We start from the raw sequence: 16,719 nt of genomic DNA on the forward strand, positions 1-16,719 counted from the left end.
TTCACCACCGGCTGTAGGGAATGCCGTTCAGGCCGACCTTGCCGGATGTCGACACCACGTCGTACACGTCGTCGCCTTCCTTGGGTTCGTTGGCCTCGCTGGCGTAGCTGCGCTTGCCCCAGGTCTGGGCGTCGTCCAGCGCGGCGTCGCCGTTGAACGGGTCGCGCGGCAGGCGCCGCAGAAAATACATCTTGGCTTTCTTCGGACTGCGCAGGTCGACCACGCCGTCGACCAGCAGTTCCAGCCTGGCCGGATAACCGCTGGCGCCGACCGCCCTGGCGATACGGCCTTCGTCGCCGGCCTTTTTGTAGGCGTCAATGGCGCCGCGGATCTCGCGCAGCGCCGCGCGCAGCTCCGCCTCGTGGCGGCGCTGGATCACGGTCTGGCCCACCGGCGCGGCCAGCGCGCCCAGCAGCGCCAGGATCGCCAGCGTGACCAGCAGCTCGATCAGGGTGAAGCCGCGCACGCGGCGCGCAAGGGCGGCACCGCACGCACGGCGTGCGTGCGGCGTCACGCGCCCCGGCATGCCGGCGCCGATGGACGCATCAGCGTGCATTCGGCGTCACCGGCGTGACGGTGGGCGACGGGATCGGATTCACCTGCACCGCCGGCGCCGCCGGCAGCGCGGTCACCGGCACCGATGGCGGGGCCGCCGGCGGCGGGCCGCCGACCGTCACGCTGGTGGCCGGCACCATGCCGCCCGGCGCCTGGACCTGGGCCTGCGGCTGCACCTGGATCTGCACCTGCGGCTGGCCCTGCACCGGCGCCTGGCCCTGCACTTGCGGCTGGACTTGCACTTGCGGCTGGACTTGCGGCTGTCCCGGCGCCTGGGCCGGCACCGCGCCCTGCTGCGGATACTGCACCTGCGGCTGCGGCGCGCCGCCGGCGCGGTCGGCGCTGCGGTCGGCGCTGGCCGGTGCCGGCAGCGAAGCCGCCGGCAGCTGCGCCGTCTGCCCCGGCACCAAGCGCGCGCCCGGCAGCACCGCCGGCAGGCGCAGCGCGCCGTCCGGACGGCGGCGGAAGCTGGCCTCGGTACCGGCGCTGAATTCGGACACGGTCGCCGCCGGCCGCTGGATGTTGCGCACCAGGTGCGGCGTGATGGACAGCACCACCTCGGTCTTGTCGCGCGAATTCTGCGCGCTGCCGAACAGGCGGCCCAGCAGCGGCACGTCGCCCAGCACCGGCAGGTGGGTGCCGCTGTTGCGGTCCTCGTTCTTGATCAGGCCGGCCAGCACCTGATTCTCGCCATCCTTCAATTGCAGCATGGTGGTGGCCGAGCGCGTGCCGATGCGGTAGGCGGTGGTGCCGCTCTTGGTGGTGACGGTGTCGATCAGGTTGCTGACCTCGAGCGAGATGCGGATGCCGACCTCGTTGTTCAGGTAGATGGTCGGCTCCACGTTCAGGGTCAGGCCGACGTCGACGTAGTTCACCGATTCCGAGGCGAAGCCGCCCACGCCCGACGAGATCGTGGTGGTGATGGTCGGCAGCTTGTCGCCGATGACGACCTTCGCCTTTTCCTTGTTGCGCACGCGGATGCGCGGGTTGGCCAGCGTGTTCGAATCGCTGTCGGTCTTCCTGGCCCTGGCCACCGCCGAGATGCCGGAAACGCCGATGTTGCCGCTATTAAAATCGCGCAGCTGGTCGACCGTCAGCACGCCGGCGTTGCCGATCAGCGGCGCGAACGACAGGCTGGTCGGCCAGTCGACGCCCAGGTCGAGCAGGCGCCCGCGCTGCACTTCCATCACTTCGACGTCGAGCATGACTTCCGGCTCGGCCACGTCCTGCAGCGCCACCAGCTGCGCCGCCAGCTTCACCGCTTCCGGGCTGTCGCGCAGGATCACCAGGTTCAGCTTCTCGTCGACCACCACGTCGCGCGACTTGAGGATGGTCTTGAGGGTATTGGCCACCGCCTTGGCGTCCGCGTTGGCCAGGTAGAAGGTCCTGACCGTCATCTCCTGGTATTCCTTCTGCTTGGCCGCCACGTTCGGGTAGATCAGCACGGTATTCCCGTCCATGACCTGGCGTTCCAGCTGGTTGCTCATCAGGAGGTAGTAGACGGCCGCCTCGACCGTGCTGTTCTTCAGGAAGATCGAGGCGCGCTGGTCGGTCTTGACGTCCTTGTCGAACAGGAAGTTCAAGCCGGAGTGGCGCGCGATGACCTCGAAGATCTGCTTGATGGGCGCGTCGCGGAACTCCAGGCTGATCGGGGTGCGGAAGGCGTTCGACAGCGCCGCCTCGGCCGGCGCATTGGCGCCCTTCTCGTTGATCTCCGCCAGCAGCAGGCGCGCGCCGTCGTGGGTCGGGCGTTCGGTCAGCACCGCGCCCACCCTGGCGCGCGCGGTCTCGACGTCCTTGCGCTCGAGGGCGGCGCGCGCCTCGTCCAGCAGCGCCGCGTGGCGGCGCTCGGCGTCGACCTGGCGCACGCCGGCGCGGCCGCGGTCGTTGAGCGGATCGATGGCCAGCACGCGCCCGTAATCCTGCAGCGCCAGCGCGGCCTTGCCTTCGGCCAGTTCGCGGTCCGCCTGGCTCAGCAGGCGGTTGGTGGCGCCGTCGCGCGCGCGCAGCCAGGCCGCTTTATAGGTGACGTTGTCCGGGTCGGCCGCCACCGCTTGCTGGTACTTGACCAGGCTGGCCTCGACCTTGTCCTGGGCCACCAGCTCGTTGCCTTCGCGGTAGGCCTGCTGGGCGGCGCAGCCGGACAGCAGCAGCGCCAGGGCCGCCGGCGCCACGGGCAGGCGGGCAAGCGGCCGCAGGCGCGAAAAGAACGGATGAGCGGTCACTCGAATACTCCAATATTGAGCTGCTGAACCTGGTTCAGCGGCAGGTAAGTCAGGGTCAGGACCGGCGGCGCGATCGCATCCACGCGATAGGTGCCGTCGATGACCGTGTCGGCGCGCGCCGTGAAGGTACGGTCGCCGCGCGCCAGGTAGACCTCGATCACGCCCTCGCCCACCGACTTGCCGATGAATGTGAACGGCAGCGGCGGCGCGGTGGGCGGCGGCGGGGGCGGCGGCGGCGCGCTCGGCGGCGCGGGCGGCGGCGGCGGCGTCCAGTTCCGGCTGCCGAACGGCGCCCCATTCTGCGCCTGGCCGAAACGGCCCTCGCTGTCGCCGATCAGGATCTCGCGGGGGACCAGCGCCAGGATCGGCTGGCCGGCCGCGGCGGCGCCGTGCGCATCGGCGGCGCCGACGGTTGCAGCGCCGTCCGTGCCGGCGGCGGCGGATGGCGGCCTGGCCGCGGGCACGAGCGCCGCGTCGCCCCCGGCCACGGCCGGCGCCGACACGCCGGGCGCGGCGCCATCCGACCGCGCAGCGGCGCGCAGGTCCGTGCGCGCCGCCGCCGGCCGCTCCACCGCCTCGGCCACGTCGCCGTCCGGGTTGCGGTCGCCGAACAGCACCAGCGCCGCCGCCGCGGCCAGGGCGGCGCCGAGCGCCAGGTGGCGCGGCTTGAGCGCCAGGTTCAGCGCCGGCTTCATGGCGCGCCCTCCCGGGCCACGGCGTCGGATTCGCCCAGGTACAGGGTCAGGCGCAGCCTGGCCTCGACCGCCGCGTCGGCGATGCTGTCGCGCTTGAAGCTGATGTCGTCGAGCGCAGCGAAGGGGATCGCGCGCAGGGACGCCAGCGCGAACTCCCAGATCGCGGCATAGCTGCCCTTCACCGGCAGGTTGACCTGGTAGGTATGCACGCGCGCATTCTTGTCCCACGCACTCTTGTATTCGCCCTGGCTCAGCACCAGGCCATTCTTCGCGGCCAGGGCGAACAGGGTCTTGACCTGCTGCTCGGCGTGGCGGCGCTGGCCCAGCGTGCCGTAGAACAGGTCGAGGTTGTCGGCCGGCGCAGCGGCAACCGGCGCCGTGGCGGCGCTTGCCGCGACAGCGGCCGGCCGTGCCGGCGCCTCGGCCTGCGCCCGGCGCGCAGCCACGCGCGCGCGCGCCTGCTCCAGGTCGCGCTCCAGCCCGAGCTGCGCCAGCGTGACCCATGCCAGCGCCGCGGCGCACGGCACGATCGCCAGCAGCGCCGCCAGCGACAGCGGCGCCATGCGCGCCAGCCACAGGCGCAGGCGCAGCGGCAGCGCCGCCAGGGTAGATTGGGTCATGGCGCCGCCTGCCACCGGGCGTCGATCTGGAAGCGGATCGGGCGGTTCGGGTCCTGCTCGTTGATTTCGTGGCGCACCAGGGCCACGGCCTTGAACCAGTCTTCCTGCTGCAGGCGGGCGACGTAGGCGATCATGTCGTCGCTGCTCTTCGCTTCCGCCGTGATGCGCAATGCGCTCTTTTTCGCGTCCGGCTCCAGCGCCAGCAACGCGATGTTGGCCGGGGTCGCCGACTGCACCGCGTCGTGCAGGCCGCGCCACGGCAGGTTCAGTTGCAGCACCGCGGCGTTGACGGCCGCGGCCTGGGCCGCCGGCAGCGGCGCGCGCGACGGTGCCGGCGCCGTGCCGGCGGCGGCCTGGCGCACGTGCACCTCGGTGGCCGCCTGCAGGCGCGCCCGCTCGTCCAGTCCCTTGCGGTATTTCGTGACGGCGGTCAGCAGCGGCCCGCACATGATGAACAGCGCCAGCAGCAGCAGCCAGGCTTCGCGCGGTGCGCGCAGGATGGCGCGGCGCAGGCTGGGCGGGGCGAAATCGATGCGCACCTTCCTCACGGCGCCCTCCCCGCCAGCGCCAGGCGCGCGCTATCCGGCCACAGCGGATCGGTCTCGTCCTCGAACAGCGTGCAGGCGAATTTCAGGCGTCCGATGCTGCTGGCCCAGCCGCGCGGTGCCGGGCCGCACACCTGCAGGCGCTCGGGCCGGCCCAGGCCGACGCGCAACGCCTCGCGCGCCACGTGGCCCTCCAGCCAGTCGCGGTCGGCGCCGGGCGGGATCGGCGTGGTGCGCACCGCCGCCAGGCGCTTGCCGTCGTAGGCGGCCACGCTCAGCACGCCGCCGTGCACCAGGCCGAACCAGGCGCCGGGCCGGCGCTGCTTGCGGAACTGGTTCAGGGTCGCCACGAACTGCGGCACGATCTCGACCAGGTGGAAGCGGTAGGCGCGCGCCGCCGCCTTGAGCGCATCCAGCAGCGCCACCGGCACCGCCGAGGCCAGGAACGGCTGGCTGGCGCTCCAGTCGGCGCGGATGCGCCAGTCGGACGCGGCGCCGCCAAACAGCGCCTGGAAGCGCAGCGCCGCCGCGCCTTCCAGGTCGGCCATGCGGACGGCGCCCTGCGGCGGCGCCACCTGCCACAGGCGCACCAGCTCGTCGGACAGCACCACCGTCACCGCCGCCCCGGCGACGGCATGCTCGCCCAGCAGCATGGCCAGCGCCGTGCCCACCGCGGCGGCGTCGGCGCCGCCGGCGCGCACCTGGCCCAGCAGCAGCGCGCGCTCGTGGCGCCAGATGCCGGTGCGCACCAGCGCCAGGCCGTCGGGGGCGATGCCGATGCGCAGCCCCTGCCCGAGCCACGGCGCCAGCCAGGAAGGCGTGAGCAGACTAGGCATGCAGCGTGACCCTCCGGATTTCCTCGATGGTGGTGGCGCCGCGCTTGACCAGGTCGAGCGCGGCCAGGCGCAGGCTGCGGGTGCCGTTGGCGGCGGCGGCGGCCTTGATGCGGCGGATCGGCTGCTTGTCGACGATCAGTTCGCGGATCTCGTCGTTCAGCGTCAGGATCTCGGCGATCGAGCGGCGCCCCTTGTAGCCGGTGCCGCGGCAATCGCCGCAGCCGATGCCGCGCATGAACAGGTAGTCCGCGACTTCCTCGCGCTGCAGGTGCGCCGAGGCCAGCTCGGCGTCGTCCGGGACATAGCGCGCCGCGCAGTGCGGGCAATTGGTGCGGATCAGGCGCTGGGCCCAGATGCCGTTCAGCGCCGACACGAAGGCGTACGGGTCGATACCCATGTGGCTGAAGCGCCCGAACACGTCGAACACGTTGTTGGCGTGCACCGTGGTCAGCACCAGGTGGCCGGTCAGCGCCGACTGCACCGCGATCTCGGCGGTCTCGCGGTCGCGGATCTCGCCGACCATGATCTTGTCCGGGTCGTGGCGAAGGATCGAGCGCAGGCCCTTGGCGAAGGTGAGGCCCTTCTTTTCGTTGACCGGGATCTGCAGGATGCCGGGCAGCTGGTATTCGACCGGGTCCTCGATGGTGATGATCTTTTCGCGCCCGTTGTGGATCTCGGTGAGCGCGGCGTACAGCGTGGTGGTCTTGCCGGAACCGGTGGGGCCGGTCACCAGCAGCATACCGTAGGCTTCCTGGGCCAGGTGGCGCAGCGTCACCAGCGACGGCGCGTCGAAGCCGAGCGCTTCCAGCGTCAGCGCGCCGTAGGCCTCGATCATGGCGCGCTTGTCGAGGATACGGATGACCGCGTCCTCGCCGTGGATCGAGGGCATGATCGACACGCGCAGGTCGATGTCGCGCCCGCCCGCCTCGACCCGGAAGCTGCCGTCCTGCGGCACCCGGCGTTCGGCGATGTCGAGTTCGGCCAGTACCTTCAGGCGCGAGATGACGTGCTCGGCCAGCTCGATGCCGCCGACCGAGGCGGCGTGGTCGAGTACGCCGTCGACCCGGTACTTGACCGCCAGCCCGCCGGCGGTGCTCTCCAGGTGGATATCCGATGCGCCGGCTTTCAAGGCGTCGTACAGCGTGGAATTGACCACCTTGACCGCCGGGCTGGCCGCCTCGGACACGCTGGCGAAGGACAGGACGGTGGCGCTCTTGCCGTCGCGCCGCGCTTCGCCGCTGTCGCCGCCCAGCGTATCGACCGCGCGCGCCGATTCCTCGTGCTTGCCGAGGTAGGCCTGGATGTCGCCGGCCAGCGCCAGGCGCAGGTGCAGCGGCGCCGCGGCGGTGGCGCCGGCGCGCGCCTGCAGCCAGGTCTGCAGGTCGAGGTCGAACGGGTCGGCGATCACGCCGGTCAGGCGTCCGCCGGCACCTGGGCCTTCGCGCAGCAGCACGCAGTGGCGCGCCAGCGCCTGCGCCAGCGGCAGCAGGTCGAAGGCCGGCTGCTGGCCGAACATCTCGGCCGTTTCCATCACGTCCAGGCCGAACGGCTGGGCCAGCGCACGCACGATCTGGCGCGCCTCCAGGCCGGACAAGGCCTGCAGCTCCTCGACCAGCGAGCGCTGCGACTGGCGGCTGCGCTGGCGCGCCTGGGCCAGCAGGGCGGCGTCGAAGGCCGCCGTCCCGGGTTGCGCGGCGGCGTCGATGGCGGAATGCGGGGCGTTCAAGACATGTCTCCGGCAAGGTCGAAGATCGGCATGTAGAGCAGCACCACGATGGCGCCGACCACCAGGCCGATGGCCGCCATCAGCAGCGGCTCGAAGGTTCGGGTAAAACGGTCGATCCAGCGCCCGATCTCGCCGTCGTAGAAGGCGGCCGAGCGGCTCAGCATCGGCCCCATTTCTCCGGTGCGCTCGCCCACGCGCAGCATGCGCAGCGAGATCGGCGTGGTCAGGCCGTTGGCCTCGAACGCGTCCGACAGCGGACGGCCGGACTCGATCGCGGCGCGCGCCGCGCGCAGGCCGGCGGCGACCAGCGGCGAGACCATGCCCTGCACGGTGTCGATGGCGGCGACGATGGTGATGCCGCCTTCGCTGAGCATCCCCAGCGTCAGGTACAGGCGCGACAATTCATAGATGCGGGCGCGCTCGCCGATGCCGGGCAGGCGCGCCAGCAGGCGCGCCACGCCGCCGCGGCGCAGGGCGCGCCGCACGCCCCAGGCGATGCCGCCCGCCACGCCGGCCACCCCGAGCAGCAGCGCGGCGGTGTGGCTGGACGCGAACTGGCCCCAGTCGAGCATCAGGCGCGACATCAGCGGCAGCTCGCGCCCGGCGCCCTGGTAGACCTCGGCGAAGCGCGGCACCACGTACGACATCAGGAACAGCGACACGCCGCCGCCGACGCCCAGCAGGATCAGCGGATAGATCGAGGCGCTGACGATCTTGGCGCGCACGGTGTCGATGCGCTGCTGGTAGTCGATGTAGCGCTCCAGCGCGCGCGGCAGGTCGCTGGTGCCTTCGGCGGCGCGCACGATGCCGACATACAGCGGCGGGAACTGGTCCGGCTGCATGGCCAGCACGCCGGAAAAGCGCTTGCCTTCGCGCAGGCCGGCCAGCAGCCGCTCCAGCACGCCGCGCGTGGCCGGCGCGGCTTCCTTTTCCAGCAGCGCCTCCAGGCCCTCGACGATGCCGAGGCCGGCGGTCAGCAGCGCCAGTAATTCCTGGCTGAACAGCACCAGCGGCAGCCTGGCACCGCGGCGCCGGCCCAATCCGGGGGCGCGCGCCGGTTCGATCGCGCTGACATAGAGTCCGCGCGCCTCGACCTGGCGCCGCGCGTCCGCCTCGTCGAGGGCATCGACCAGCATGCTGGCGATGCTCATGTCGGGGGCGAGGGTGCGTACCGCAAACTGCATCACGGGGAAACCGGAAGGAAGGAGAACGGAATGATACGGCGTAAAGAATATAAATAATTACTGCGAACTGATGTCGGCGTTGTCGCCGGTGCCGCCCGGCTGGCCGTCCTTGCCGAGCGAGACGATCTCGTATTCGCCCTTGGTGCCCGGCGCGCGGTACTGGTACGGGTGGCCCCACGGGTCCGGCGGCACCCCCTTCTTGAGGTACGGGCCGTTCCACTTGGCGCCGGCGCTCGGCGGCGCCGTCATCAGCGCGTTCAGGCTTTCCTCGGTGGTCGGATAACGGCCGACGTCGAGGCGGTAGGTATCCAGCGACTTCTCGAACGCCTCGATCTGGGCGCGCGCCACCGTCACTTCGGATTTACCGAGTTGCGAAAAATACTTGGGGCCGACATAGGCGGCCAGCAAGCCGATGATGACGATCACCACCAGCAGTTCCAGCAGCGTGAAACCGGCGCTGCCTGCATGGCGAACTTCGCGGTGCACATCCCGGCGCACGCCCCTCTTCGACCCTCGGACCATCAAAGCATACTCCTAAGTTATTGCTTACTGGTAAAGCAGCGCCAGAAGGCTACCACGCGATTGACGCGGCCACAATTTTTTTATGCGGATGTCGGTGCCAAGCCGCACTCTCGCATTCCATGCCGGCCTCAGGCTTGGCTTGGGACAAAAGAGCGCCCCGCTCTGCAAACCATGCAAATAGGATATTTTTCTTTGAATTACCAACTTCTGTACGGAAAACAACGGCAAGAAAAAAATATTGCTTGTTAAAAAAAAGAATACTTTCAATGCATTAATTGATATATTTCATTACAACTTGGAATCAAGTTAATTTTTTTTGATTGTCTTTGTAACGATAACGATAAGCATAAGGCCAAGCAATGAAGCGGAAAACAACCCAACTGCGCCCGGACGGACTCCGTGGCTCCCTGCGCGCCCTGGTCGGCGGCGCCCTGGTCGCCGGCGCCGCGCTGGCAGCGCCGGCACAGGCCGGCGTGATCACCTTCGAAGGCGCATTTGGTCCCACCGGTCATGGAGACGCGGTCCAACAAGCCGGGTATGAAATCGGATTCTTTTCCAACGTTCCCGGCTCGACGTCGGACGTCGCCGTCGGGCTGTTTGCCGATGGTAGCGACAGCGCCAACAATTGTTTGGGCAACACATGCCTGGCTGGCGATATCAGCACTTACTATCAGGCGCTCAACGACAGCTACTTGGATATCGTCGCCACCAATGGCGGTTCTTTCAGCATCAAGGGTTTCGACGCTGGCTTCCTGGGCAGTGCCGCCACATCGGAAAACCCCGATGGCCTCAGCTACCCGGCAATCCCCGGACTATTGCTCGTACAGGGCTTCATGGCCGACGGCAGCTCCAGTTATGAAACTTATCAGTTGTCGGGCCTGACTAGCGGCACCAACAATTTTTCTTTCGGACGCTTCGCTCCGAGCGCCGCGTTCTCGAGCTTGCAATTCGTCGAAGTGGCGATCTTCGGCTATGCCTGCCGCGCGGATGGCAGCTGCCAGGCATTCCAGACCGACCGTGGCCAATTCGGTATCGACAACATCGTGCTGGCCGACGCCAGCGAAGTCCCGGAGCCGAGCAGCGCCCTGCTGCTCGGTCTTGGCCTGATCGGTCTGGCCGCCCGTACCCGCCGCAAAACTTGAACGTCCGCGTCAACCGAGAGAGAAAGAAACGACAATGAAATTGCGTCCCCTGTCTGCCGCCGTCCTGTTCGTGCTGTCCAGCCTTGCCCTCAACGCCAGCGCGGACGACCTGCGCCGTCCTTACATCGTGCAACTGGTCGACAAGCCGGTCGCCTCCTACAACGGCGGTGTGAACGGCCTGTCCGCCACCCAGCCGGCCCCGGGCCAGCGCCTCGACCTCGCGTCGCAGGACGTGAGCATCTACAACACCTACTTGGTGCAGAAGCAGTCCACAGTGCAGGCCGCAGTCCCGAACGCGCCCATCCTGTACAACTACAGCGTGGTGCTGAACGGCTTCGCCGCCATGCTGACCGACGACGAAGTCCTGCAGTTGAAGGCGCGCGGCGACGTCGCCACCATCTCGGCCGACACCCCGCGCCAGATGGACACCACCTACACCACCAAATTCCTGGGCCTGGAAAAGGATGGCGGCCTGTGGAGCCAGCTGGGCGGCAAGGCGCGCGCCGGCGAGAACATCGTGATCGGCGTGGTCGACGGCGGCATCTGGCCGGAAAGCCCGTCGTTCGCCGACCGCGTCGACAGCAACGGCAAGCCGACTTTCGACAATGGCGGCACCATCGCCTACGACAGCCCGCCGTCGACCTGGAAAGGCGTGTGCCAGACCGGCGAAGGCTTCACCATCGCCAACTGCAACAACAAGCTGATCGGCGCCCAGTACTTCGACACCACCTTCCGCTCGCTGCCGCAGTACAGTGCCCACTGGAGCGAATTCCGCTCGCCGCGCGACTCGATCGGCGGCAGCGTCGGCAACGGCGGCCACGGCACCCACACCGCCAGCACTGCCGGCGGCAACAACGGCGCCGAGGCTTACCTGAACGGCATCGACATGGGCGCCGCATCCGGCATGGCCCCGCGCGCGCGCATCGCCGCCTACAAAGTGTGCTGGACCTACAACGCGCCGGCCGAGGCGACCGGCGGCAAGAACAGCTGCTTCACCGGCGACAGCGTGGCCGCAATCGAAAAGGCGGTGGTCGACGGCGTCAACGTGATCAACTTCTCGATCAGCGGCGGCACCTCGGTGACCGACCCGGTCGAACAGGCCTTTTTGCACGCTGCCAATGCCGGCGTGTTCGTCGCAGCCTCGGCCGGCAACGACGGCCCGTCCAACAGTGTGGCCCACATCAGCCCGTGGCTGTCGACCGTGGCAGCATCGACCCACAACCGCGAATTCCAGGCCGACGTGGTGCTGGCCAACGGCGCCAAGTACACCGGCGCCTCGCTCAACACCACCCCGCTGCCGAACGCGCCGATGATCACCGCCGAGCAGGCTGCCGTGGCGGGCGCCAACGCCACCCTGGTCTCGCTGTGCTACAGCAAGGCCTCGAACAACGGCGTGGCGGTGCTGGACCCGGCCAAGGTGGCCGGCAAGATCGTCACCTGCACGCGCGGCACCAACGCCCGCGTCGACAAGAGCCTGGCCGTGTACGAGGCCGGCGGCGTCGGCATGGTCGAGATCGACAATGGCGCCGGCCTGGTGGCCGAAGTCCACTCGGTGCCGACCGTGCACGTGAGCGCGGCCAACGGCGCCGCCATCAAGGCCTACGCCGCCCAGTCGAACGCCTCGGCGTCGATCACCAAGTTCATCATCGGCAGCTCGGCCACCCCGGCCCCGGTGATCGCCAGCTTCTCGTCGCGCGGCCCGAATCGCTACGACGGCAACGTGCTCAAGCCGGACGTCGCCGCGCCGGGCGTGGACATCATCGCCGCCGTCACCCCGGGCCTGACCCAGGACCAGCGCGCCAACATCATCAACGGCACCTTCACGCCGCCGTCGGCCTGGGCTTCGTACCAGGGCACCTCGATGGCCAGCCCGCACGTGGCCGGCATCGCCGCGCTGCTGCGCCAGGAACACCCGACCTGGAGCCCGGCGATGATCAAGTCGGCCCTGATGACCAGCGCCACCGACACCTACGCCGACACCATCGCTTCCGGCGACACCCGCGGCATCCTGCCGTTCGGCCAGGGCGCCGGCCAGATCAACCCGAACGGCGCCGCCGATCCGGGCCTGGTGTACGACATCGCCCCGGCCGACTACAAGAAGTACATGTGCGGCCTGGCGGCCTCCACCGATTGCGCGGCCGGCAGTTTGCAGAGTTATAACCTGAATCTGCCATCGATCTCGGTCGGCAGCATCCTGGGCGCGGTCACCGTGACGCGCAGCGTGACCAATGTCGGCGCCAGTGCCGCGACCTACAATGCGTCGATCTCGGTACCGGGCTTCACTGCCGTCGTCTCGCCGGCTAGCCTGACCGTGGCCCCGAACCAGACCAAGTCGTTCACCGTGACGCTGACCCGCACCAGCGCCGCTACCAACGTCTGGCAGTTCGGCAAGCTGACCTGGAGCGACGGCACGCACGTGGTACGCAGCCCGATCACGGCCCGCGCCAGCAAGCCGATCGCCGCACCGGCGATGCTCACCAGCGATCGCGCTACCTCGTCCCGCGCCATCAGCGTCAGCACCGGCTTCTCGGGCAAGATGACATCGATCTATGGCGGCTTGAAGGAAATCACCAAAGCGGCCGACAGCGTGGCCCAAGCGGCAAGCGGCACGGTCGATACCACTGCCCAGATCCAGGCGGCTTGCAAGAACGGTATCGCCGGCACCCGTACGACGTCATTGGCAATTCCCAACGGCAGCCTGCTGGCGCGCTTCGAACTGTTCGACCGCGATACCGGCAGCGGCAGCGGCGACGACGACCTCGACTTGGCCGTGTTGGACAGCAGCGGCACTCTGGTCGGCTACTCGGGTCACGCCGGCGCCAACGAACTGGTCGAACTGACCGCGCCGGCGGCAGGCAATTATTCGGTCTGCGTGATCGGCTACGCGGCCGCGAACGGCAATTCCACCAGTTATGCCTTGTCGTCGGCAGTGGTGAACGCAACTGACCGCCTAGGCAATTTCAGGGTGATGATGCCGGCCACCGTCTACCCCGGCAGCGCCGCTTCCATCACCGCGAGCTGGTCCGGCTTGGCGGCAGGCAAGCGTTATGCAGGCCTCATCGAGCTGCTCGACAATACCGGCACGGTTGCCGCCACCACTGAAGTACTGGTCGAAACCAACAATCCGGTACCGGTTGCCGAACCGGTCGAGCGCGCCAAGCGTCCCGACAGCGGGCGCTAAGCCACCGGCAGGCCATGACCTGCATCCAGCGACGCCATTTGCGGCTTTTCTGATCGACGCGACGAGGATGTCTCGGACATCCTCGCCGCGTTTTTTATAGGCATGCCATTTGGTCGGTGTTCAACATCATGTAAACCGAGTGTTAGTTAAAAAATTATTATTTTTATTAAATAAATTAATATAATATGTTTCAACTTGGAATTAAGTTGCAATCTTCCAAGAACTACTATTTAGGAAAAATTCATCAAGAGAGAAAAGCAACAATGACATTACGTCCCCTGTCCGCAGCCGTCATGCTGGCACTGTGCAGCCTGGCCGCCGGTGCCAATGCCAACGATCTGCGCCGTCCGTACATCGTCCAGCTCGCCGATAAGCCGGTGGCATCCTACAACGGCGGCGTTGGCGGCATGGCCGCCACCCAGCCGCTTCCCGGCCAGCGCCTCGATCTGGCGTCCCAGGACGTGAACGCCTACAGTAGCTACTTGGCGCAAAAGCAGTCGACCGTGCAGGCCGCAGTGGCGAACGCACCCATCCTGTACAACTACAGCGTGGTACTCAACGGTTTCACCGCCATGCTGACCGACGACGAGGCGCGCCAGTTGATGGTGCGCAGCGACGTGGCCTCGGTGTCGGCCGACACGCCACGCCAGATGGACACTACCTACACCACGCGCTTCCTGGGGCTGGAAAAAGATGAGGGCCTATGGAACCAGCTGGGCGGCAAGGCCGGCGCCGGCGAGAACGTCGTCATCGGGGTGATCGACGGCGGCGTCTGGCCGGAGAATCCCGCCTTCGCCGACCGCATCGATTCCAACGGCAGGCCGACCTTCGACAGCGGCGCCGCCATCGCCTACGACAGTCCGCCGGCGTCCTGGAAAGGCAGTTGCCAAAGCGGCGAGGGTTTCACTGCCGCCAATTGCAACAACAAGCTGATCGGCGCCCAGTATTTCGACAGCGCCTTCCGCGCGCTGACGCAGTACAGCGCGCACTGGAGCGAATTCCGGTCGCCACGCGACTCGATCGGCGGCGACGCCGTCAATGGCGGCCACGGCACCCATACGGCCAGCACCGCCGGCGGCAACAGCGGCGTGGACGCCGTCGTCAATGGCGTCAACCTGGGCCTGGCCTCCGGCATGGCGCCGCGCGCGCGCATCGCTGCCTACAAGGTATGCTGGACCTACAACGCCGCGACGGAAACCAGCGGCAGCAGGAACGGCTGCTTCAGCGGCGACAGCGTCGCCGCGATCGAAAAAGCGGTGCTCGACGGTGTCAACGTGATCAACTTTTCGATCAGCGGCAGCACCTCGCTCACGGATCCGGTCGAACAGGCCTTCCTGCATGCGGCCAACGCGGGCGTGTTCGTGGCGGCGTCGGGCGGCAACAATGGTCCCTCCAACAGCGTGGGCCATCCCAGTCCATGGGTAGCGACCGTGGCAGCCGCCACTCACAACCGCGCATTTCAAGCCGAAGTGACACTGGCCAACGGCGCCAGGTACACCGGCGCCTCGCTGAACCAGGTCGTCCTGCCGAGCGCACCACTGGTCAGCGCCGAGCGTGCGGGCTTGTCCAGCGCCAGTGCCACGCTGGTGTCGCTGTGCTTCAGCAAGGCGACCAACAACGGGCGAGCGGTATTGGACCCTGTCAAGGTGGCAGGCAAGATCGTCACCTGCACGCGCGGTACCAATTCCAACACTGACAAGAGTTTGGCCGTGTACGAGGCCGGCGGCGTGGGCATGGTGGAAATCGACAACGGCGCTGGCCCAGTAGCGGAAGCGCATGCGGTGCCCACCGTGCACGTCAGCGCCGCCGACGGCGCCAAAATCAAAACTTATGCGAGCCAATCCGGTGCCATGGCATCGATCGGCAAGTTCGTCATCGGCGCGTCGGCCACGCCGGCGCCGGTGGTGGCCGGTTTTTCGGCACGCGGCCCGAACCGCTACGACGCCAGCGTGCTCAAGCCGGATCTGGCGGCACCGGGCGTAGACATCATCGCCGGAGCGGTGCCGTTGCTGACCCAGCAGCAGCGCGCCGGCATCGTCGACGGCATCTGGACGCCGCCGGCGGCGTGGGCGTCGTACCAAGGCACCTCGATGGCCACCCCGCACGTGGCCGGGATCGCCGCCCTGCTGCACCAGGAACACCCGGCCTGGAACCCGGCGATGATCAAGTCGGCCCTAATGACCAGCGCCACCGACACCTACCCCGACACCATCGCCTCCGGCGACACCCGCGGCATCCTGCCGTTCGGCCAGGGCGCCGGCCAGATCAACCCGAACGGCGCCGCCGATCCCGGCCTGGTGTACGATATCGCCCCGGCCGATTACAAGAGATACTTGTGCGGACTCGCCGTGTCCACCAATTGCGCCGACGGCTCTTTGATGGGTCTCGGTTTGAACCTGCCCTCCATTTCGGCCGCCAACATCATTGGCGCGGTCACCGTCACACGCCGCGTCACCAACGTCGGCGCCGCAGCCGCCACCTATACTGCGCAAGTTGCCGTACCGGGCTTTGATGCCGTGGTATCCCCGGCTACCCTCGATATCGCGCCCAGTGAAACCAAATCGTTCGACGTGACGCTGACCCAAACCAGCGCTGCCACCAACGTCTGGCAGTTTGGCAAGCTGATCTGGAGCGACGGCACCCACGTGGTGCGCAGCCCGATCACGGCGCGTGCCGGCAAGTCGATCAGCGCCCCGGAACTGGTCACTGCCAATCGGGCGGCGGCCACCCGTATCGTCAGCGTCCTGACGGGATTTGCCGGCAAGATGGGAGTTGTCTACGGCGGCCTGAAGGAAATCGTCAAAACCGCCGACAGTGTCGTTCAGGCGCCGCTGCATTCGGTCGACAGCATTACCCAAGCACAAACAGCATGCCGCGCTCGCGCCCGTGGTGTCCGGGTAACTCAGGTCGCGATTCCGAGCGGTACCCTACTGGCGCGCTTCGAATTGAGCGACCGCGATACCGGCGCCGGCAACGGTATCGACGACCTCGACTTGGCAGTGTTGAACAGCGCAGGCAGCCTGGTGGCCTATTCGAGCAACAATGGCGCCAATGAACTTGCCGACCTAGCTACACCTACGGCTGGAACGTATTCCGTGTGTGTGATCGGTTATGCCAGCGCCAACGGCAGCACGACCGAATATGCACTGTCATCGGCGATCGTCGGCGCAGGCGATCGTAACGGCAACTTCAGGGCAGTCGCACCATCCCAGGTATATAAAGGAAGCACGGCTTCGTTAGGCGTGAGCTGGTCAGGGCTGGAAGCCGGCAAACGCTACGCTGGTGCGATCCAGATGCTCGACGCCTCTGGCGCGGCCGCCGCTATCACCAAGGTGCTGGTCGAGACGAACAACCCCGTTCCGGCAGTGGAACCGGTAACGCGGCCAGGACGCCTGGATATGGCCGCCGAGCCGGCACCGGAGCCCGACCCGGAACCGGCCGCCCCTTGATCCCAGGGGACCCGGCACCATTCCAGTCCCGCGTGCCAT

12 protein-coding genes are annotated in these 16,719 nt (G+C 67.9%); 3 read left to right on the top strand and 9 right to left on the bottom strand.

What is annotated here, in order from left to right; all coding sequences use genetic code 11:
• Window position 1: 1 nt before the first annotated feature.
• From HH212_RS00795 to gspG, 9 genes are read right to left on the bottom strand one after another with little or no spacing between them, the layout of a single operon-like run.
• Window positions 2-556: a type II secretion system protein gene (locus HH212_RS00795; RefSeq protein WP_229217493.1), complete on the bottom strand. Its 555-nt coding sequence runs from the start codon at window positions 554-556 to the stop codon at window positions 2-4.
• Window positions 546-2,780 (bottom strand): secretin GspD/PilQ domain-containing protein, encoded by a 2,235-nt coding sequence (locus HH212_RS00800; protein WP_229217494.1) that lies wholly within the window; start codon window positions 2,778-2,780, stop codon window positions 546-548. The genes HH212_RS00795 and HH212_RS00800 overlap by 11 nt, the downstream gene beginning before the upstream one ends.
• A complete protein-coding gene (locus HH212_RS00805) occupies window positions 2,777-3,475 on the bottom strand; it encodes a hypothetical protein (RefSeq protein ID WP_169433658.1) in 699 nt (232 codons plus the stop codon). Before HH212_RS00805 ends, HH212_RS00800 begins: the two co-directional genes overlap by 4 nt.
• Window positions 3,472-4,095 (bottom strand): hypothetical protein, encoded by a 624-nt coding sequence (locus HH212_RS00810; RefSeq protein ID WP_169433659.1) that lies wholly within the window; start codon window positions 4,093-4,095, stop codon window positions 3,472-3,474. The genes HH212_RS00805 and HH212_RS00810 overlap by 4 nt, the downstream gene beginning before the upstream one ends.
• On the bottom strand, window positions 4,092-4,643 hold the full coding sequence (locus tag HH212_RS00815; protein ID WP_169433660.1) for a PilN domain-containing protein: 552 nt from the start codon (window positions 4,641-4,643) through the stop codon (window positions 4,092-4,094). Before HH212_RS00815 ends, HH212_RS00810 begins: the two co-directional genes overlap by 4 nt.
• Window positions 4,640-5,476, bottom strand: a complete 837-nt coding sequence (locus HH212_RS00820) for a hypothetical protein (RefSeq protein ID WP_229217495.1) — start codon at window positions 5,474-5,476, stop codon at window positions 4,640-4,642. The genes HH212_RS00815 and HH212_RS00820 overlap by 4 nt, the downstream gene beginning before the upstream one ends.
• Window positions 5,469-7,202: a GspE/PulE family protein gene (locus HH212_RS00825; RefSeq protein ID WP_229217496.1), complete on the bottom strand. Its 1,734-nt coding sequence runs from the start codon at window positions 7,200-7,202 to the stop codon at window positions 5,469-5,471. Before HH212_RS00825 ends, HH212_RS00820 begins: the two co-directional genes overlap by 8 nt.
• Window positions 7,199-8,386 (bottom strand): type II secretion system F family protein, encoded by a 1,188-nt coding sequence (locus tag HH212_RS00830; protein WP_169433661.1) that lies wholly within the window; start codon window positions 8,384-8,386, stop codon window positions 7,199-7,201. Before HH212_RS00830 ends, HH212_RS00825 begins: the two co-directional genes overlap by 4 nt.
• A gap of 57 nt (window positions 8,387-8,443) precedes the next feature.
• Window positions 8,444-8,884 (bottom strand): type II secretion system major pseudopilin GspG, encoded by a 441-nt coding sequence (gene gspG, locus HH212_RS00835; protein WP_229217497.1) that lies wholly within the window; start codon window positions 8,882-8,884, stop codon window positions 8,444-8,446.
• Window positions 8,885-9,267: 383 nt separating this feature from the next.
• Here gspG and HH212_RS00840 point away from each other — a divergent pair, with 383 nt between their 5' ends.
• From HH212_RS00840 to HH212_RS00850, 3 genes are all read left to right on the top strand, one after another.
• Entirely contained in the window at window positions 9,268-10,050 is a 783-nt protein-coding gene (locus tag HH212_RS00840) for an NF038120 family PEP-CTERM protein (RefSeq protein ID WP_169433662.1), read from the top strand.
• A 34-nt stretch (window positions 10,051-10,084) separates the two neighbouring features.
• The gene (locus HH212_RS00845; protein ID WP_169433663.1) at window positions 10,085-13,231 is read left to right on the top strand and encodes a S8 family peptidase; all 3,147 of its coding nucleotides are present in this window, start codon (window positions 10,085-10,087) and stop codon (window positions 13,229-13,231) included.
• Between the two features lie 263 nt (window positions 13,232-13,494).
• Window positions 13,495-16,680 (top strand): S8 family peptidase, encoded by a 3,186-nt coding sequence (locus HH212_RS00850; protein WP_169433664.1) that lies wholly within the window; start codon window positions 13,495-13,497, stop codon window positions 16,678-16,680.
• Window positions 16,681-16,719: the final 39 nt, after the last annotated feature.

The organism is Massilia forsythiae (assembly GCF_012849555.1).
Classification (GTDB): domain Bacteria; phylum Pseudomonadota; class Gammaproteobacteria; order Burkholderiales; family Burkholderiaceae_D; genus Telluria; species Telluria forsythiae.